Raw genomic sequence first — 19,442 nt, forward strand, 5'->3', positions numbered from 1 at the left:
TCAGTCGTAGGCCTTCATGGGGGTGAACCGGCGCAGTTCGCTGAGCTTGTAGCCGGTGTACTGGCCCATCAGCAGGATCAGCCCCAGAATCACCAGGTGCAATTCCGGGAAGTTGAACGTGAGATGGCCGGCCAGCGGCAGGCTCATGACCAAATAGGCGCAAATCGCCACAAACAGGCTGCCGGAGCCCTGCACCAGCACTTCCCGGGCACCTTCCTCTTCCCAGAGAATGGACATGCGTTCGATGGTCCAGGCAATGATCACCATGGGGAAGAAGGTTACCGTCATCCCGGTGTTGAAGCCCATCTGGTAGCCGATGATGCTCAGGCCGGCGGTAATAAAGATAACCAGGATAATCAGCGCGGATATCCGAGAGACCAGCAAAAGGTTCAGGCTCGACAGGTAGCCCCGCAGCACCAGCCCGATGGCCACCACAGACAGAAACGCTATCAGGCCGGGCACCAGGGTGGTCTGCACAAAGGCCACCGCAATCAGCACGGGCATGAAAGTGCCGGAGGTGCGGACGCCGATCACAATCCGCATGAACGCGACAATCAGTGCGCCCAGCGGTAACAACAACAGCATGCGGAACATGCTTTGTTCTTCGATGGGCAGCTGGTAAAAACTAAGTACGCCCAGCCCGTTCTGATTGGCTTCCAGCGTGGCCAGCTGCAATGCCGGCACGGTTTGCCGGAGCATGGAGAAGCTGACCTGGGAGTTGTCGCCACCGAGAACATCCAGCAGGGATTCCGAACCCTGGCGCCACAGTAGCAGGTTTTCCGGCACGCCTTGCTCGCCGGTGCGGGGGTCAAAGGTCAGCCAGCGTTCACCGTTGTAGATTTGCAGGAAGGGCACCAGCTGCTGGCGCCGGCGGGCATCTTCCAGCTTCAGCGCATCGGCGGTGCGGGCGGCAATGCCCGCGTGGTTGAGCATGCGCACCATCAGCTGCAGGTAATTGTCTTCAGAGACCAGCAGGGTGGTGTTCTGGGTGCGGGTGTCTGGCTGCATCAGGCGGATCAGTTCCCGGGTCATGCTTTCCGGGCTGCTGGAGCGTTCCATGGCCTGGTCCAGCAGTTCACGAACCGCGGTGGCCTGGGGTTCTTCCCAGAATACCGCCTGGGGCCGGGGCGTGCGCACCGGCGTTTGCTCGGTAACATCTTCATCCGGAACGAACTGGGCCTTGAAATACAAGGTCTGGGGGCCAGATGCTTCACGCTTGGTCCATTCCGCCCGCCGGCTTCTGGGGGATTCGAGGATGGAGAAGCCGTAGCCGGGAGAGGCCGCCTGTTCGGTCAGAATACGAAAGCCGGGCGGCTGCTCCGGAATGTGCAGGCTGACCTCGGCGGCGTCACCCAGGGCGTCGAAATCCACCCGGGCTTCAATCATCCATACCGGGCGCTGTTCGCCGGTCATCCAGGGAATGCCGAGTTCCAGGTGGCGCCAGGTGGCAATAGAAATCCCGGCCGCAATCAGCAGGAAGACAAACACATAGAACGGAACTCGTGAGCGGGCGGTCATTCATTGCCTCCGCTTTCGGCCTGTTCGCGATAGGAGGCCGGCAGTTCTGTGGCGTATTCCTTGCCAACATCAATCAGCATGACATCCCTCAGTATGTTTCGGCCGATCAGCACTTCGTGGGTCAGGTTGGTGCGATCTGCCAGGGTGAACTCCGCCACTTGCTGGTGGTCGCCAATGGCAAACTGCAGTTCGACCACCACCCGGCGCTCGGCTTCATCGGCGGCCGACTGGATGATGCGTACCCGGCGGGAGATTTCCCGTTCCAGGGTAACCCACTGTTCGTAGTCGGTGCCTGGTACCGGCACGTCAAAGCGAACCCAGTTGCTGCCATCCCGCTCGAAACGTTTGATGTTCTGGGCGTGGATAGAGGAGGTTTCGGCGCCACTGTCGATACGGGCGGTGTAAATCAGGCCCGGGTCAGCCAGATAGAATTTTTCCACCTCGCCCACAATCACCTTGCCCTTCAGCCGGTCTGCGCGGCCGGTGTCTTTGGGGATTGGCGGGCATACTTTTTCTTTAACCGGCGGGCACACGGGTTTTTCAACCTGGGTGGCGATGGCATCCAGGATGGTCTGGGTAGACTGGCGGTTATCGGTAAGCAGCTGGTTGTGCCGAACGTTGGCGTTTTCTTCCATGGTAACCAGTGTGGAGCGCTGGGTTTTTACCGTGGCGCGAACGTCTTCAAGCCCATCCTTGGGAACCATAAGGTAGCGGTCTGTGGAGCAGCCCGCCAAGGCTACAGCGAGCCCGGTAATGGCCAGAAAGGTAAGTGTACGGGCTTTCGGAAACCTGTAACCCATGAATATCCCCTGAAACGGCTGCCCGCCGGTGGTCATAAAGCGGTAGCGCTGGATGTGTTGTCGGTCAGGCGGGGAAGTATACTACAAGCATCTGTGTGTTGACTTTACAGATGGTTAAGGCGCTTTAGCCGGCAAAAAACGGACCCTGCCCGAGCGGGGTTTCCGCCCTCAGGTACTCCTGGATCACCGGCGAACAGTTGAGGTAGAACAGCAGCAATTCCCGCTGGATATCCTGATCCTGGGTGCGTGCTGCAAAGCTGATCACCTGCTTGAGCGAGTGGTCGCTGGCGGCGGTGTCGTCCGGCACAACAAAGCTTTTGCCGTAGCGCGCACGTAGCAGCGAGGTCAGGCGCTCCAGGTGGAACTCGCCGGTGTGGGTAATGTGAGGTAGTAGCCGTACACCGTGAGACACGCCTGCACCGCCGGGATACAGCCCGTCTCCGCGCTGGCCATCGGCGCCATCGCTGTGCAGAAATTCTGCTCCCAGTTTTCTCCAGAGTTCCTTCAACATGCTCCTGTCCTTGCCAGTGAGCGCAACACGAGAAAGGTTTTGATTAACCTTTAATCCGTTTTAGATGAATTTACGGCGGGCGTCCAGCAAGAGATCTATACAATTCCTTTAATTGCCAAACAGTCGATACCCGATTTGCGTGGTGGTTCCGCCACCGTAACAAGCTTGTGGCAATCAGGTACACTCTCGGGTTTGATGGTTCCCGTATCAAGGAGTTCAATCTTGTGACAGACGTACTCATCCGGGCAATGGCTGAACGCCCCGAGTGGATGGCGGGCTGGTTTCTGGGGCTGATTGCGGCCTGTGCTGTTCTGCTGGTGCTGACGCTGTGGGCGCTGTTCAGGCTTAAGGCCGGGCAGCAGCATACTGGCGCCCTTCACAGCCAGCAGGTTCAGCACCTGGAGCAGTCGCTGACAGAGCAGAGAACGCGGTCGGCAAAGCTGGAAGCAGCGATAGAAGGCTGGCGTAACCAGGTAACCGAACTGAAAGCCGATCTGCGGGAGCAGCAGGTAACCCTGGATAAAGAACGCCGCAATGCCAATGAAAAGCTGGAACTGCTGGAACGCAACCGGGATGCCCTGAAGCAGGAATTCGAGAACCTGGCCAACCGCATTTTCGACCAGAAAACTGAGCGCTTCAGCCAGCAGTCCAAAACCAGCCTGGATTCCTTGCTCAACCCGTTCCGCGACCAGTTACAGGACTTCCGCAAACGGGTGGAGGACGTTTATACCACCGAAACCCGCGACCGCCAGGCCCTGCGCAGCGAGATCAAATCCCTGCAGGAGCTGAACCGCCAGATCACCGAAGAAGCCGCCAACCTGACCCGGGCCCTGAAAGGGGACAAAAAAGTGCAGGGCAACTGGGGCGAACTGATTCTGGAGCGGGTGCTGGAGCGTTCCGGCCTGCGCAAGGGCGTAGAGTATGAAACTCAGGGCAGCTACCGGGACGACGACAGCCAGCTGCTGCGTCCGGACGTGATTGTGCACCTGCCAGACCAGCGCAACCTGGTGATTGATTCCAAGGTTTCGCTGGTGGCATATCAGCAGTGGGTGGTGGCAGAGGAAGACAGCGCGCGTGAAGAGGCCCTTAAACAGCACGTAGAAGCCGTGCGCAACCACATCAGAACCCTGAGCGAGAAAGACTACAGCCAGCTGAATGGCCTGCATTCACCGGACTTTGTATTTTTGTTCATGCCCATTGAGCCGGCTTTTGTGGCAGCATTCCAGCAGGACGAGAACCTGTTCGCGGAAGCCTTCGAGCGAAAGATTATTGTGGTGACACCCACCACCTTGCTGGCCACCCTGCGGACAATCGAGAACATCTGGCGGTACGAACGGCAAAGTCAGAATGCCCGGCGCATTGCCGACAGGGCCAGCGCGGTGTACGACAAACTGCGGGTGTTTGTGGAAGCTATGGAGCGTTTGGGCAGCCAGCTGCACACCGCGCAGGGCACCTACGACAACGCCATGAATACCCTGACCCGTGGCCGCGGTAACCTGATTTCCCAGGCCAACCGGTTTGTGGAGCTGGGCGTGCGGGTTAAAAAAGAGTTGCCCAAAAGTATTACGGAACAGGCTGAGGTAGATGCGGACGACCCTTACGAGCCCGATGAGCCTGAAGACAGCACAGAGAAGACTCAGGAGTAGCAGAATGTTGGTATCGAACAAGCGGCAAACGCTGGTAAAGCGTTCATGGCTGGCCGGCCTGGTGCTGTCTTCCGCGCTGGCGGCCTTTTCCGGACAGGCGTTTGCCCTGGAGCCCGAGCATGAAATTCGACGGCTGATGCTGGCCACCGAAGCCGCCGTGCAGGCTGACAACTGGGCCGAGGCCGGCGAGTTCCTGAACCGCCTGCAGGCGATGGAAGGTGAGAAGCCGGCGGAATACTACTATTACCGTGGCCGTGCGATGCTCAAGGCTAATCACCTGAACGAAGCCCGGGCGGCACTGGAAACCTACGTGAGCCAGGTGGGGGCCGAGGGCCAGCATTATCAGGAATCCCTGAAGCTGATTACCGATATCGAGAAGGTAAACCGGGATAACGTACGCGCTTTGGCCGAAGGCGCTGCGCAGGTAGAAGAGCCGGTTGCCGTGATCGAACCCGCCGGGCAGGAAAGCCTGAAAACCCTGCGTCAGCTGTACCTGGCCAGAACTGACCGGGAAGCGCTGGTTATTCACCTGAATGCCGTGCTGGATACCGCAGGCTGGCGCAGGGACAAAACCGTGGTGCGGCTGGACCGGCCGGCCGACATTCAGTACCGGGTGACGATTGATAACAGCAACGTGAATGTCCAGGAGATTCGCCGGGAGCTGGATAACAGCTTTGTGCGCAAAACCAGCGTGTTGCCTGTGTTCGGTGTAAACCCTCAGCTGCGTTGGGATTGCGAGCCCGCTGTTGCGGCCTGCTGGGTATACGACCCGAGGGACGGCTCCCGACTGTTCCAGATGACCCAGAACCAGGACAAAGCCCGGGAGGCGGCCCAGACCCTGGGTAGGCTAATTCGTAACCTGCAGCAGGGCCGTTCCGGCTCCTGAGCGGGAATTATTGCACCAGGTCGCCCCGCTCGCCTTCCCGCCAGGCGCCCGGGGTAACCCCGGTCCACTTCTTGAAGGCCCGGTGGAAGGTGGAGGGCTCGGTAAAGCCTACCCGCTCGGCGATATCGTTAATGGGCAGTTCCTGATGGCTCAGGTAGTAGATGGCCATATCCCGCCGCAGTAAATCCTTGATCTCCTGAAACGATGTATTCTCCTGCTTCAGCCTTCGGCGCAGGGTTTGCGGGCTGGTGTGCAACTCCTGGGCAATCCAGTCGAAATCCGGCATGGGCCTGGAGAAATCCCGACCAATCAGGCCCCGGATGCGGCCGGTCCAGGTGTTGCTTTCATCTGGTCGGGATAGCAGGTCCGCAGGAGACGTTTTCAGAAACTGCCGCATCTCCGGCTTATCCCGAATCACCGGGGCAGACAGAAAGCGTTTGCTGAAGGTGAGGGCGGTGCAATCAGAGTCAAAGCTCAGCGGGCAGTGGAAGATATGGCGGTACTCATCGCCATGCTCCGGCCGCGGGTAGTTGAACTCGGCTTTCTCCAGTTCCACCGGCTGGCCGATCAGCCAGCTGCCTAAGCGGTGCCAGATCACCAGAATGCTTTCTCGCAGGTAGTAGTCCGGATCGTGGATTTTACCTTCGATTCGTGTCACCAGCCGGGCGCTCTCTTCGCCCACTTCCAGTTCCATGGCCACCATGGGTTCGAACAGGCGGGAGAACTGGAATGCCCGCTGATACACCTCTTCCAGGGTTTGGCAATCGATCACCAGCGCACACATGGTGGCAAAGGTGCCCGAGCGGGCCCGGCGTGAACCCAGCCCCATAAACTCATCGCCGGTGCGGCTCCAGATTACCTGCATCAGGGTGCTGAACTGATCACTGCTGACTCGCGCTTTCTCGATACGCAACAAATCCGGCGAGATACCGGCTTCCTGCAACAACTCGTGCACATCCAGCCCCAGCCTTTGTGCGCCGGACAGGGATGCTTCAACAAAGTGTTTGGAAACCGTGAGGGTAGACATAACCTGAGCCAAAATTAAAAACGTGTTTCATCATAAGTGGCCGGCGCCACAATGCAACCACCTGATTTGCCGGCTATTGGAAGAAACTGCCAATAGGAATGAAGTAACCGGCAGTTGGCCCCGCCGGCAAAACCCGTCAGCATGATGCACAGTAACCCTATACCCATAACAACGAGAAGGAGCACCTCTATGCCCGGCCCACTGAGTACCCTGAAAGTCCTGGATTTCAGCACCCTGCTGCCCGGCCCCTACGCCACCATGATGCTGGCTGACATGGGCGCCGAAGTGCTGAGGGTAGAAGCCCCCGACCGGGTAGACCTGGCCAAGGTAATGCCGCCCTTTGATGGCAAGTTCAGCACCACGTTCTCCTACCTGAGCCGCGGCAAACAAACCCTGCAGCTCAACCTGAAACAGCCGGAAGGCGTGGAGAAGATCAAGGAGCTGGTGAAGGACTACGACATTGTGGTGGAGCAATTTCGCCCCGGCGTTATGGATCGCCTGGGCGTGGGTTACGAAACCCTGAAAGCCATCAACCCGAAGCTCATCTACTGCGCCATCACCGGCTACGGCCAGACAGGCCCCTACAAAGACCGCGCCGGCCACGATATCAACTACCTGGCCATCTCTGGTGTTGCCAGCCACTGCGGCCGTGCCGACAGCGGCCCGCCCCCCATGGGTATCCAGATTGCCGACGTAGCCGGCGGCTCCCACCACGCCGTTATGGGCATCCTCGCCGCCGTTATCCAGCGCCAGCAAACCGGGCAGGGCGCCTTCATCGACATCAGCATGACCGATGCCGCCTTTGCCTTGAATGCCATGGCCGGCGCTGCGGCACTGGCTGGCGGTGTGGAGCAGAAACCCGAAGGTGGCATGCTTAATGGCGGCACTTTCTACGACTACGACCAGACCAGCGATGGCCGTTGGTTGTCTGTTGGTAGCCTGGAACCGCAGTTCTCGGCACGGCTGTGCGACACGCTGGGCATCAGCGAAATGAAGAGCTTTGCCTTGAGCCAGAACCCGGAGCATCAGCAAAGGCTGAAAGCGGCGATTAAAGAGAAGATTGCCGGGAAAACGTTTGCCGAGTGGCGGGAGATTTTTGCAGAGGTGGATGCCTGTGTGGAGCCGGTGCTGACCATTGAGGAGGCGGCGGAGCATCCGCAGATTGTGGCGCGGGGGATGGTGGTTGAGAAAGACAGGGGGGATGGTTTGGGGCAGAGGCAGTTGGGGTGCCCAATCCGGTTCAGTTCGCTCTGAAATTACGGAGGGCGATTCGCCGCTACTTTCGGGAAAAATTAACGTCGTCTGCTAATTTGAGATAGTGAGCCAGGTCACTGGCTCCTAACCAATAATTACAATGGACGACTCATTATGAAATGGCTAAGCGATCGTTCTCGACACGCCCATCCGGGCGTCTTGAAAACTGCTGGAGTAGTACTTGCCTCCAGCATCATGTTGGTCGGTTGTTTTGATGGCAGCTCATCGGGTTCGGGCTCGAGTGTCGACGAAACGCTCTTCCCCGCAGACGGCAAGTTCAATGCCACCATTCGCAGAACCACCAATGGTGTACCTCATGTAAAGGCCGACAACCTTGCATCGGCAGCCTTTGGCGCGGGATATGCCCAAACTCAGGACAATGTGTGTTTGCTGGCGGAGGCAATCGTCAAGGCCAGGAGCGAAAGGGCAAAGTACTTTGGGCCAGGGCCCGGAGATATTAACATCATCAACGATTTCAGTTTCAAGGCCCAGAAAATTCTGAGTGGGGCCGAAGCTGAATATCCGAGCCTCAGTAGTGAGACCAGAGCCCTCATCGAGGGATTTACCGCTGGCTACAATAAGTATGTGAAAGAAACAGAGTCGGCAGATTTACCTCCGGAGTGCCGGAATCAACCTTGGGTAAAAGAGATCACACCTGTTGATCTGTTTGCTCACTACCGGATCGTCGGTCAATACGCCAGTGGCGCGTTGTTTGCCACGGGGGCAGTATTCCTGGCTGTGCCGGCCGGCGAATCACCTTTCCCATCACCGGTTATGGATGCGGTCTCACGGGATAAATCTTCGGATGAAATGCTTCGGAAACTGGTTGCCAACGCGGCTTCCAATGCGGCTAGTCAAATCGATTATCAGGATTTCGGACTCGGTAGTAATGCCTGGGGCATAGGTCGGGATCTGACCGAACAAGGTAAGGGTGCCTTGCTGGCAAACCCGCACTTTCCTTATACGGGACACCGTAGGCTCTATCAGGTTCAGATGACAGTGCCTGGATATTTGAATGCCAATGGGGCAGGGCTTCTGGGTACCGCCATACCTCTGATTAACTTTAACGAGAATCTGGCATGGTCCCATACGGTAACCACCAGTCGTCGTTTTACGCTGTATGAACTGCAGCTCAAAGACGGCGACAACTTCACTTACCTAAAGGATGGTCAGGAGCGGCCCATAACTTCAGAAACATACAGAATCGAGGTTAACAACGGCTCCCCAACACCAACTATCCTCGAGAAAACGTTTTATTTCTCAGAGTATGGCCCCATGCTGGCCGCTGATGCGGTGACCAGTGGCGGTCTCCCCGCCTGGGGGGCAACGGGTACCGCGTACACCTACCGGGATGCGAATGCCTCTACTCAGAGGCTCTTGGATACCTGGCTGCAAATGAGCCGGGCCAGTACTTTGGCTGAGTTTCAACAAGTGTTCCAGAATTGCGGGACCACCTTCTGGACGAATACCACCTACACGGACGATCAGGGCAACGCCTACTACATTGACAGCAGTTCGGTGCCGCACCTGTCGGATGCCGCGCTGGCTGTTGTAGATTTTAAGCGAAAGGTCAGCCCTGCGTACAACCAGTTGTTTAATGCTGGCCTGACTTTGCTGGACGGGAGCAAATCCCGCGATGATTGGGTGGAGGGTGAGTGTAGTGGTTTGGTGCCCTATGACAAACGGCCTCAGTTACTTCGTACTGATTGGGTGCAAAACTCCAATGACAGTTACTGGGCAACTAACCCGGATGCTTTCCTGACTGGGTTTTCTCCTCTGTTCGGCTCTGAAGAAACGCCTCTGAATCCAAGAACCCGTATCGGTATCAAAATGTTGCAGAATCCTTCTGATCCGGGATTTTCGGACGGCACGCCGGCTGGGCAGGACGGCAAATTTGGGGCGATCGATCTGATCAGTGTGATTTACAACAACCGTACCTGGTACGCAGAGGAGTTCCTGCCCGAATTGCGGGACCGTTGTACGTTGATTGGTAGCGACCCCGTGAATCTCTCGGGCGGTGGCTCCAGAACTGTGGGCGAGGCCTGTGACGTCTTGCAAGGCTGGAACGGCGTTTATGATGTGGATAGCGTTGGTGCCCATGTGTTCCGGGTATTTATTGCTAACTACCGGGATAGTTTTGGGGCGGACTTGACCGTTCCGTTTGATCCGAGCGCCCCTGTTGCAACGCCCGCCTCACCGTCAGAAGCCGCCAAAGGTACTGCGAATGACGCAATGTTGATTGCACTTGCAGACGGGCTTGAAGCACTGGATTCTGTCGGAATTGCCTACGATGTGGCGCTGGGAGAGGTGCAATACTATCAGCCGAGCGGCGGTGTGCCGCCTAGTGGTACTCCAGTTGAGCAGCTTCAGTCGTTTCCTTGGCATGGTGGTGACGGGACTATCGATGGCGCCTTTAATGCGATTGGTGTAGTGGCCTCGCCGGTTGCCGAAGACACGGTGTTTCCAAGGATTGCGCCTTCGACCATTGATAACACGGCGGGGCTGTCCGATCAGCCAGGCGAAGGGTGGTTGATGGCTAGGGGTACCAGTTGGCATTTTGGACTGGAGTTCACAGACGAGGGCCCTCAGGCCTATGGACTGGTGAGCTACTCTCAGTCGAGTGATGAGGTGTCCCCTTACTTCAATGATCAGGGGTTGCGGTATTCAGAGAAGGATTATCGGAAGCTGTATTTCAATGATCGTGAGATTGAGGCTAATCTAATCCCCAACGGGGTAATACAGATTATGATCGAGTAAAACGGGAAGGGTGGGTATGACAGTATCGGGCACCTGTCCTCCTATTTGGGTCAGATAAAATAAAAGAGGCGGCCTAAAAGGCCGCCTCTTTTATTTTGGTTCGATGATCAGTCCTGTTGGACAATGTCCACGTAATTCGCGTTACCGAGAATGTTGGGAACAACGGTTCCCGCCCCTCCCAGTTCTTCGATGATGCTCACCGTCTGGCTTACCATCTCTGTAAACGCGAGTGCGTCGAGAGGACCGCCCTGCGGCAGCACGGGGGTGCTGTGGCTGCCTTCGGTGTAGCGAGTTATCGCAGGAAGGTTAACGGGGGTGCCGGCAGTTGTGACACTGCTGGCGTTTAACAGTCGGGCAAGAGGTTCAGTTCCTGACAGGTAAGCATCGAATGCATTACCGAAAGGAGCTGCCAGTGCATCGTTTGGTATAACGTTGTCACCGTTCACTTGTGATAGGAGCACTGGAGTAGCAGATGCATTCAGACTGGCAGTGAAGTTAATCGGATCCGTCGAGTCAATGGCGGCCTGGAATACGTTAAGGAACGTCTCCAGTTTGGAGTCGCCTTGCTCAAGGCCTGCGGCTTGCTGGAGGCCCCCCAGAATTCGCGGTGCAAAGGTCGGGGAGTTCTCAAGCATTCGAACAACGCCAGCTCCTGGAGTTAGCAGTTGAGCTGCCGCAATGTCATCCTCAGGTGCCGCTGTTTCGTTGGCTACTGCAACGAAAGGCGCACCAACAATGGTTCCCAGAGAGTGGCCTGCGAAGTAAACGCTGTTAGCGTCTAGGTCGGGCGTTTCATCATCGTTAATATCTAGCCCTGCCAGCGAGGCGCGCACGTTTAAGAGGTCTACAACACCTTGGCGGATCTTGTCTCGGGTATTGGTAAAGTTCGTCAAATTAATGAACAGACTGCCGGAGTCTCCGGAGGTTGCCGTCATTTCGGTCGGCTGGTTCGCAGCATTGGCAGTGAAACCAAAGTGCCTTTCGTGCTCGGTTATGGCAATGCCAGGAACGGTAGAGCCTGCGTTCGCAACAGTGTTTTCGAAAGAACGGAGAGCGCGAACAGCCGCATCCAGTCGTGCGGCTTGGACTGGATCGGTTACGCCAAGCACGACAGCAGAACTTAGGCCTCCGGCTATGGCGTCAACGGCACCCGGGGCAGCAGCTGCAGCAGCCTCCGCGGTTTGGTCGAAAGTGATCAGAGTTTGGGTCAGGAACCCAACGGCAATCTGTCCGTTGATAACGGCCTGAACGTTGGTGTCGTTAGGAGCCAAGATCTCTGGTAAACCGTTAGCTTGACCGGATGCAAGCAATTGAGTTGCTAAGCCGGCCTGAGCTTCCTCAGTGAATGGAGTTACGCCATGAACTGGCTGATCAATAACAACGACTGCCACTTGGGAGTTATGGGCTAGAGCACTCCCAAATGTTAGTGCAGTACTCCGGTCGGTGGTAATGCCATGCATGTACATGACTGTCTCAAGCTTCTCGCTGCCATCGTAACCTGCTGGGTAGAGAACCATGATGGGAACGGTGACATCTTGCGTCTTGGCCGGGAATGGGAATCGGTAGTTTACGACATCACTAACCGATGTGTCTGATTGTGCAAGTTCAACGCCAAGCTGATCGCCAGCGACAGCCGCCAAGGCTGCATTGGCTTTCCAGCTTTGAGTGTTAATTACGGAACCTTCGGCATCCGACGATCCGGTTGGAACCCCGAGATAGTAGGGAAGGTCGATGGTACCCTGAACAATATTAACGTCACCGAAATCGACAAACTGGCTCGCGATTGCCGATACCTGAGTCACATCCTGCGGATCATCAAACTTTGCTGTAGAGCTGAGGTCTGTGGGTGTTGGAAGTAGGCCACCGACAGTAAATGCGCCCACCAATGCCTCCGCTTGGCCATTGGCGGTTGGTTCTGCTGCAGCTACCGCAGCGGAGCCTTTGCCAAACAAGGCAAAGAAGTCTGTTTCGCCGTCTTTCCGAGCAGCTTGTACTGCATCAAATCTGATTGAGCCGAGTATAGTTTCTTTAAAGAACGTTTTCGGATCTGCAATGTACTGCAGAACACGTTGATCATTTGAAGTTGTAAAGCTGTAGGAAACAGCAATATCTTCTTCGTCAACCGGAACACCCAGATTTCCTGCGTAGCTCAGCGCCACTGGTTCCCAGAAACCATTAACCAATTGTCTAACGGGCGCAAGAGCGGATGAAAGCAAGCCAGCGTTGGGGTTATCTTCTGTTCCGGAAGCCGTAATGTTGCCATATACGGGATCTTGAATAATCGGATCACCGTTGACATCTAACACGCCATTAGTGACTACAACAAGATAGCGCTTGAACGGATTTAATGGTTTTGTGGGGTTGATTCGTACGGCGGACTCACCGTCCAGAGTAACAACTTCCGCTACATATTCCGGTGCCTGGGTTAAACCATAGAGGTAGGCGGCTGCTTCAGCTTGTCCTCGGCCACTTAGATCTTGGGGGGCGCCACCGGCTGCAACTTGCGCAGTGATCGCGAGTGGAATGGTTGGCGCTTCACCGGCACTAAGTCCCCGTACTGGATCTCCGCTTGCGTACTCTAATTCAATCAAGAATACATTCTGATTTGGGTTCGGCATGACGCTTGTTGGGTCAGCTTCGTCAGCCAGAATAAAGGCTCGTGAATCGACGGAATCCTCGTCAATTGTTCCGCGGAACTGAACTACGGCGGGGGCAATTGAGGAAGCGCCGCTTAACTGGTTCAAGGCTGGAGTAACGGCTGGATCAGAGATAGCTACTTGGAAGGATCCATCAGCCTCATTGATCGAGGTATCTTTGTCGTCTGAGCGGAAAATCAGGTCATTCGGCAGCGGCAGCTGACTGGTAGCCGGATTAAAAATCGGCCAGGTCTTTCCATCAATCGCAGGATCAGTGTACTTCGGGTCAGGGTTAGCGTTTTTGGTGTCGCTGCCGCTGTCAAAACAGCCAGTCAACCCAAGGGAAGAAGCCACGGCAAGACTTATTAGAGTTTTCTTGAACATGGGTGGAACCTTTTCCTGTTGTTGTTTCGTTATATCCGGCTTAGACGGAACCGGTCGGCCCCTGAATTCCGCTCTTTTGCCTGTTCTGCTTGTCTGTTTGGTTGTCCGAAATTGTAGCCAGCACGTTTAGCCAATTTCTGTAGCTTTGACTATAGCGACAGAGTGGCAAGTGTTGATCAGCCAAAAGTGTGATTCTGCTTCTGGAATCCCTCCTCGCACGGTTGGAGTGGCCTTCCTGAAAAATAGTGGGCTGTGAGGGGTTTGTCGAGTGGCCGGGTGCACAGAAACGCCGCTTTTAACAATTTGTTGCGAATATGAACGGAACGGGCCATAGATTTTGCCGTTTCAGGTAATAGCGCCGTTCGCCTTCCGTCGCATCACGCGCCGGCGGGAATTTCTGGTAAACTCTCGCTTCCTTATTTAAAGGCAGGGGCTGCCTTGGCAGTTCCGCACCATTCCCATAATCAGAAAGCTGATGAGGCGACTATGACCACCGTAATCCGCCAGGACGACCTGATCGAAAGCGTAGCCGATGCGCTGCAGTTTATTTCCTACTACCACCCGAAGGATTTCATCCAGGCCGTGTACGAGGCCTACCAGCGGGAAGAGTCCCAGGCGGCCAAGGATGCCATGGCCCAGATTCTGATTAACTCCCGTATGTGCGCCCAGGGCCATCGCCCGATTTGCCAGGACACCGGCATTGTTACCGTGTTCGTGAACATCGGTATGGATGTGAAGTTCGAGTGCGACATGGCGCTGGACGATGTGATCAACGAAGGCGTTCGCCGCGCTTATACCCATCCGGACAACGTGCTGCGGGCCTCTGTGCTGGCAGACCCGGACGGCAAGCGCCAGAACACCAAAGACAACACCCCCGCCATCATTCACTACAAGATGGTGCCGGGTAACACGGTGGAAATCCACGTGGCAGCCAAGGGCGGCGGTTCTGAAGCCAAGTCCAAGTTTGCCATGCTGAACCCGTCTGACTCTGTTGTGGAGTGGGTTCTGAAAATGATTCCGCAGATGGGTGCCGGCTGGTGTCCGCCTGGCATGCTGGGTATTGGTATTGGTGGTACCGCCGAGAAGGCGATGGAACTGGCCAAGGAAGCGCTGCTGGACCCGATCGATATTCACGATCTGCAGGCCCGTGGCGCCTCCAGCCGCGCTGAAGAGCTGCGCCTTGAGCTGTTCGAGAAGGTAAACGATCTGGGTATCGGCGCCCAGGGTCTGGGTGGCCTGACTACCGTGCTGGATGTGAAGGTAAAAGATTACCCGACCCACGCGGCCAACAAACCGGTGGCAATCATCCCGAACTGTGCCGCTACCCGCCACGCGCACTTTGTGCTGGATGGCACTGGTCCGTCCCTGCAGACTCCGCCGAGCCTGGACGACTGGCCGGAAATCACCTGGGAAGTGGGCGAAAACGTACGCCGCGTAAACCTGGACACCGTTACTCCGGAAGATGTAAAAGACTGGCAGCCGGGTGAAACCGTTCTGCTGTCCGGCAAGATGCTGACCGGCCGTGATGCTGCCCACAAGAAGATGGTGGATATGATCGAGCGCGGCGAAGAGCTGCCGGTGGATCTGAAAGGTCGCTTCATTTATTACGTGGGCCCGGTGGATCCTGTTCGCGAAGAAGTGGTTGGCCCGGCTGGCCCCACCACCGCTACCCGTATGGACAAGTTCACCGACACCATGCTGGAGAAAACCGGCCTGACCGGCATGATCGGTAAAGCCGAGCGTGGCCAGGTTGCCATCGACGCGATCAAAAAGCACGGCGCGGTGTACCTGATGGCCGTAGGCGGAGCCGCTTACCTGGTGTCCAAGGCCATCAAGGGTGCCAAGGTTGTGGCTTTCGAAGAGCTGGGTATGGAAGCCATTTACGAGTTTGAAGTGGAAGACATGCCGGTCACCGTAGCGGTGGATTCCCGCGGCAGCTCCGTGCACCAGACCGGCCCGGTTGAGTGGCACGACAAGATCATTGCTGCCAAGGCGGTTTGATCTGAGTCTGCAGTAATATCAGTGCGGCCCTGGGCTTTCGGCTCAGGGCTGCCACTGAAAGTCTTTCATTTTTACCCTTCCTTTATGCACCTCCACCCCTTCGAGTCTCAGCTTCTCGGTTTGAAGCTGGCAGGTTTCTGTGCCTTCAGGAAAAGCGATCTGGCCGTTGCTCCGGATAACCCGGTGCCAGGGGATGCTGTGGCCGGCGGGCAGTTTGCCCAGCGCCCGGCCAACGAAGCGCGCCTGGCGGCCAAGGCCGGCCATGGCGGCGACCTGGCCGTAGCTGGCCACCTTTCCTTGCGGAATGGCGGCCACGACTTGCCAGATTTTCTGCTCTTTAGTCGGTTCCTTCTCGGACTCGTTCATTCAGAGCTCCGGGTTTGGCCGGGTTACAGGCGCAGGGCGCCGTCCACCTCGATCATACGGCCGGACACGTAGTCGTTCTCGAAAATGAACGCTACCGCAGAGGCGATTTCCTCCGGCTTGCCCATGCGCTTGAGCGGAATGCCGGCGGTCATTTTCTCCAGGGCTTCCGGCTTCATGGAGGCGGTCATTTCCGTTTCGATAAAGCCCGGGGCGATGCCCATGCAGCGGATGCCGTAGCGGGCGAGTTCCTTGGCCCAGACCGGAACCAGGGCAGACACGCCAGCCTTGGCGGCAGAATAGTTGCTCTGGCCCATGTTGCCGGCGCGGGAGATGGAGGCGATGTTGATGATCGCGCCCTGGTCGCCGTTTTCGATCATGCGGGTGGCGGCTTCACGGCCACACAGGAACACGCCGGTGAGGTTGACGTCGATGACGGATTGCCACTGTGCCAGTTCCATGCGCTTTTCCAGCTTGCCGTCTTTGAACTTCACCAGCAGGCCGTCGCGCAGAATGCCGGCGTTGTTCACCAGGCCATTCAGGTGGCCGAAGTCGTTGATGATGGCCTGGAAGGTAGCCTCTACATCATCTTCTTTGGCTACGTTGCAGACGTAGGTTTTGGTATCGCCACCGGCTTTTTTGCAGGCTTCGGCAGCCTCTGCCAGTTTGTCTTCCATCAGGTCGATGAGGGCGATCCTGGCGCCCTTGGCTGCCAGGTATTCCGCCATGGCGCGGCCGAGGCCCTGGCCACCGCCGGTGATTGCAATTACCGAGTCTTGAAGTTTCATGGTTTGCCCTAATTAAAGTCAGAAGTGGTTCTACGTTCTGTGTGTCTGCGTCGTTTTTATGGGAGGCATTTTGCCCGTTTTCTTTTTTCTTTTCATCGTTATGCCTATCGCCGAGCTGGCGGTGCTGATTCAGGTTGGCAGCTTGATTGGCGTGCTGAACACCGTCGGGCTGGTTTTTCTTACTGCGGTAATCGGTGCCTGGTTGTTGCGCCAGCAAGGGCTGGCCACGTTATTGCGGGCGAATGAACGGCTCAACAGTGGTGAACTGCCGGCGAAGGAAGTGGCCGAAGGGCTGATTCTTGCGGTGGGTGGTGCCATGTTGCTGACTCCGGGCTTCATTACCGACACCTTTGGTTTTCTGTGTTTGTTGCCGGGTACGCGGCACTGGCTGGCGGCGCAGGCGCTGAAGCGGATGACCGTGGCCGGGCAGGTTCACAGCCGGAGTTTTTTCTATCAATCCCGGGACGCCAATGGCGACATTATCGAGGGTGAGTACCAGGATCAGACCCGGACAGACCGCGATCGCCTCGAAAAAAAGTGAAAAATTTTTCGTTCAGGGGTGTTGAAAACGTTTCCGGCAACCCCATTAACTCACCACAGATTCGTCTCAGGCTGAAAACTACTGACTATCAGTGGCTTGGATGCCGGGGCAGTTTGTCCGGTCCGGGGTTCCGGCCAGACATTTTTAACATGCAATTGTCATTGCCACATTAATCTGACTATTGGAGAAACAGAGCAATGAAAATTCGTCCGCTCCACGATCGTGTTGTCGTACGCCGTAAGGAAGAAGAAGAGAAAACTGCGGGTGGCATCGTGCTGCCGGGTAACGCCAAAGAGAAGCCTTCCCAGGGCGAGGTTGTTGCAGTAGGCAACGGCCGTGTTCTGGATAACGGCGAAACCCGTGCACTGGCGGTCAAGGTGGGTGACACCGTGGTCTTCGGCCAGTATGCCGGTAACACCGTTAAGGTTGATGGTGAAGAGCTGCTCATTATGAGCGAAAGCGAAATCTACGGCGTGCTTGAGTGATCGCAACCGCGATAAGCACGAACGCTCATTAACCCGATCTGATTCAACTTCGGTTTAACGAACAGGAATAGAAGACATGGCAGCAAAAGACGTTAAGTTCGGTGATAGCGCCCGCAAACGCATGGTTGCAGGTGTAAATGTTCTGGCAGACGCCGTAAAGGTAACGCTGGGCCCGAAAGGCCGTAACGTGGTTCTGGAGAAGTCGTTCGGTTCTCCGACTGTAACCAAAGACGGTGTTTCCGTAGCCAAGGAAATCGAACTGAAAGACAAGTTCGAAAACATGGGCGCCCAGATGGTCAAGGAAGTTGCTTCCCAGGCCAACGAAACCGCCGGTGACGGCACGACCACCGCAACCGTTCTGGCCCAGGCCATTGTGAGTGAGGGTATCAAGGCGGTAACCGCCGGCATGAACCCGATGGACCTGAAGCGCGGCATCGACAAAGCCACCGCTGAAGCCGTAAAGGCCATCCGTGAAATGGCAACTCCTTGCGACGACAGCCGCAACATCGCCCAGGTTGGTACTATCTCTGCCAACGGCGACGAGACAATCGGCCGCATCATTGCCGACGCCATGGAGCGTGTAGGTAAAGAAGGCGTTATTACTGTTGAAGAAGGCCGTGGCCTGGAAGACGAGCTGGACGTAGTCGAAGGTATGCAGTTCGACCGTGGTTACCTGAGCCCGTACTTCATCAACAACCAGGACAACATGTCTGCTGAACTGGATGACCCGTACATCCTGCTGGTAGACAAGAAGATCTCTAACATCCGCGAGCTGCTGCCGGTGCTGGAAGCTGTCGCCAAGGCGGGCAAGCCGCTGCAGATTATCGCTGAAGACATCGAAGGCGAAGCGCTGGCAACCCTGGTTGTGAACAACATGCGTGGCATCGTTAAAGTCAACGCCGTCAAGGCGCCTGGCTTTGGTGACCGTCGTAAGGAAATGCTGCAGGACATCGCCATCCTGACCGGTGGTACTGTGATTTCCGAAGAAGTAGGCCTGACTCTGGAGAACACCACTCTGGATGACCTGGGTACTGCCAAGCGTGTCAACGTAACCAAGGAAAACACCACCATTATCGGCGGTGCCGGTGCCCAGGGCGACATCGAGGCCCGCGTTGAGCAGATCCGCAAGCAGATCGAAGACAGCACTTCTGACTACGACAAAGAGAAACTGCAAGAGCGCGTAGCCAAGCTGGCTGGCGGTGTTGCCGTCATCAAGATCGGTGCCGGTTCTGAAGTGGAAATGAAAGAGAAGAAGGCTCGCGTTGAAGACGCGCTGCATTCTACCCGCGCTGCCGTTGAAGAAGGCATCGTAGCCGGTGGTGGTGTAACCCTGATTCGCGCTATCGCTGCGCTGGACAAGGTTGATGCTATCAACGAAGAGCAGAAGGCCGGTGTTAACATCCTGCGTCGTGCCATGGAAGCTCCGCTGCGTCAGATCGTATTCAACGCCGGTGGTGAGTCCTCAGTTGTTGTGGCCAAGGTAAAAGAAGGCCAGGGCGCCTACGGTTACAACGCGGCCACTGAAGAGTACGGCGACATGCTGGAGATGGGTATCCTGGATCCTGCCAAGGTAACCCGCTCTGCACTGCAGGCTGCGGCTTCTGTTGCGTCTCTGATCATCACCACCGAGGCGATGGTTGCAGACGAGCCGGAAGACGAGAAAGCCGGCGGCGGCATGCCGGACATGGGTGGTATGGGCGGAATGGGAGGCATGGGCGGCATGATGTGATGCCGGCCAGGTCCCGACCAGGTCTCAGTTTTTGAGGCTTGGCCCGATCTACCCCTGAGAAACCCCGCGCTGGTTCACACTGGCGCGGGGTTTTTCGTTTTTTTGTCATGAACTTG

The 19,442-nt window shown here is 56.6% G+C and carries 15 protein-coding genes; 8 read left to right on the forward strand and 7 right to left on the reverse strand.

The features are described from left to right. The 3 genes from AQ621_RS09000 to AQ621_RS09010 all read right to left on the reverse strand — a co-directional run bounded on the left by AQ621_RS09000 (position 1) and on the right by AQ621_RS09010 (position 2,829). On the reverse strand, positions 1-1,518 hold the full coding sequence (locus AQ621_RS09000; protein ID WP_058341187.1) for an inactive transglutaminase family protein: 1,518 nt from the start codon (positions 1,516-1,518) through the stop codon (positions 1-3). Next, entirely contained in the window at positions 1,515-2,318 is an 804-nt protein-coding gene (locus tag AQ621_RS09005; protein WP_022989355.1) for an ATP-dependent zinc protease family protein, read from the reverse strand. The genes AQ621_RS09000 and AQ621_RS09005 overlap by 4 nt, the downstream gene beginning before the upstream one ends. 124 nt (positions 2,319-2,442) lie before the next feature. Next, entirely contained in the window at positions 2,443-2,829 is a 387-nt protein-coding gene (locus AQ621_RS09010; protein ID WP_058341188.1) for a hypothetical protein, read from the reverse strand. Positions 2,830-3,077: 248 nt separating this feature from the next. Here AQ621_RS09010 and AQ621_RS09015 point away from each other — a divergent pair, with 248 nt between their 5' ends. Both AQ621_RS09015 and AQ621_RS09020 read left to right on the forward strand, forming a co-directional pair. Continuing rightward, positions 3,078-4,475: a DNA recombination protein RmuC gene (locus AQ621_RS09015; RefSeq protein WP_058341189.1), complete on the forward strand. Its 1,398-nt coding sequence runs from the start codon at positions 3,078-3,080 to the stop codon at positions 4,473-4,475. Between the two features lie 4 nt (positions 4,476-4,479). After that, positions 4,480-5,361 (forward strand): tetratricopeptide repeat protein, encoded by an 882-nt coding sequence (locus AQ621_RS09020; RefSeq protein ID WP_058341190.1) that lies wholly within the window; start codon positions 4,480-4,482, stop codon positions 5,359-5,361. A 7-nt stretch (positions 5,362-5,368) separates the two neighbouring features. On the opposite strand, the gene AQ621_RS09025 is transcribed toward AQ621_RS09020, so the two are convergent. Beyond that, positions 5,369-6,388, reverse strand: coding sequence for an AraC family transcriptional regulator (locus AQ621_RS09025; RefSeq protein WP_058341191.1), 1,020 nt, complete (start codon positions 6,386-6,388; stop codon positions 5,369-5,371). A gap of 189 nt (positions 6,389-6,577) precedes the next feature. On the opposite strand from AQ621_RS09025, the gene AQ621_RS09030 reads away from it, so the two are divergent. Beyond that, a complete protein-coding gene (locus AQ621_RS09030; RefSeq protein WP_058341192.1) occupies positions 6,578-7,642 on the forward strand; it encodes a CaiB/BaiF CoA transferase family protein in 1,065 nt (354 codons plus the stop codon). 114 nt (positions 7,643-7,756) lie between these two features. Beyond that, a complete protein-coding gene (locus tag AQ621_RS09035) occupies positions 7,757-10,399 on the forward strand; it encodes a penicillin acylase family protein (protein WP_058341193.1) in 2,643 nt (880 codons plus the stop codon). A gap of 107 nt (positions 10,400-10,506) precedes the next feature. Here the strand turns inward: AQ621_RS09035 and AQ621_RS09040 are convergent, their stop codons facing one another. Further along, a complete protein-coding gene (locus AQ621_RS09040; protein WP_058341194.1) occupies positions 10,507-13,419 on the reverse strand; it encodes a hypothetical protein in 2,913 nt (970 codons plus the stop codon). Between the two features lie 486 nt (positions 13,420-13,905). Here AQ621_RS09040 and AQ621_RS09045 point away from each other — a divergent pair, with 486 nt between their 5' ends. Further along, a complete protein-coding gene (locus AQ621_RS09045; RefSeq protein WP_058341195.1) occupies positions 13,906-15,420 on the forward strand; it encodes a fumarate hydratase in 1,515 nt (504 codons plus the stop codon). 42 nt (positions 15,421-15,462) lie between these two features. Here the strand turns inward: AQ621_RS09045 and AQ621_RS09050 are convergent, their stop codons facing one another. Both AQ621_RS09050 and AQ621_RS09055 read right to left on the reverse strand, forming a co-directional pair. Beyond that, positions 15,463-15,786 (reverse strand): MGMT family protein, encoded by a 324-nt coding sequence (locus AQ621_RS09050; RefSeq protein ID WP_058341196.1) that lies wholly within the window; start codon positions 15,784-15,786, stop codon positions 15,463-15,465. A 23-nt stretch (positions 15,787-15,809) separates the two neighbouring features. Then, positions 15,810-16,571 (reverse strand): SDR family oxidoreductase, encoded by a 762-nt coding sequence (locus AQ621_RS09055; protein ID WP_058341197.1) that lies wholly within the window; start codon positions 16,569-16,571, stop codon positions 15,810-15,812. 70 nt (positions 16,572-16,641) lie between these two features. Here AQ621_RS09055 and AQ621_RS09060 point away from each other — a divergent pair, with 70 nt between their 5' ends. From AQ621_RS09060 to groL, 3 genes are all read left to right on the forward strand, one after another. Beyond that, entirely contained in the window at positions 16,642-17,112 is a 471-nt protein-coding gene (locus AQ621_RS09060; protein WP_058341242.1) for an FxsA family protein, read from the forward strand. A gap of 197 nt (positions 17,113-17,309) precedes the next feature. Next, positions 17,310-17,597 carry a co-chaperone GroES gene (gene groES, locus AQ621_RS09065; RefSeq protein ID WP_022989343.1) on the forward strand — a complete coding sequence of 96 codons (288 nt, stop codon included), beginning with the start codon at positions 17,310-17,312 and terminating at the stop codon, positions 17,595-17,597. Positions 17,598-17,673: 76 nt separating this feature from the next. After that, a complete protein-coding gene (gene groL, locus AQ621_RS09070; protein ID WP_058341198.1) occupies positions 17,674-19,326 on the forward strand; it encodes a chaperonin GroEL in 1,653 nt (550 codons plus the stop codon). Positions 19,327-19,442: the final 116 nt, after the last annotated feature.

It is taken from the genome of Marinobacter sp. P4B1, from assembly GCF_001447135.1.
Lineage (GTDB): Bacteria > Pseudomonadota > Gammaproteobacteria > Pseudomonadales > Oleiphilaceae > Marinobacter > Marinobacter vinifirmus.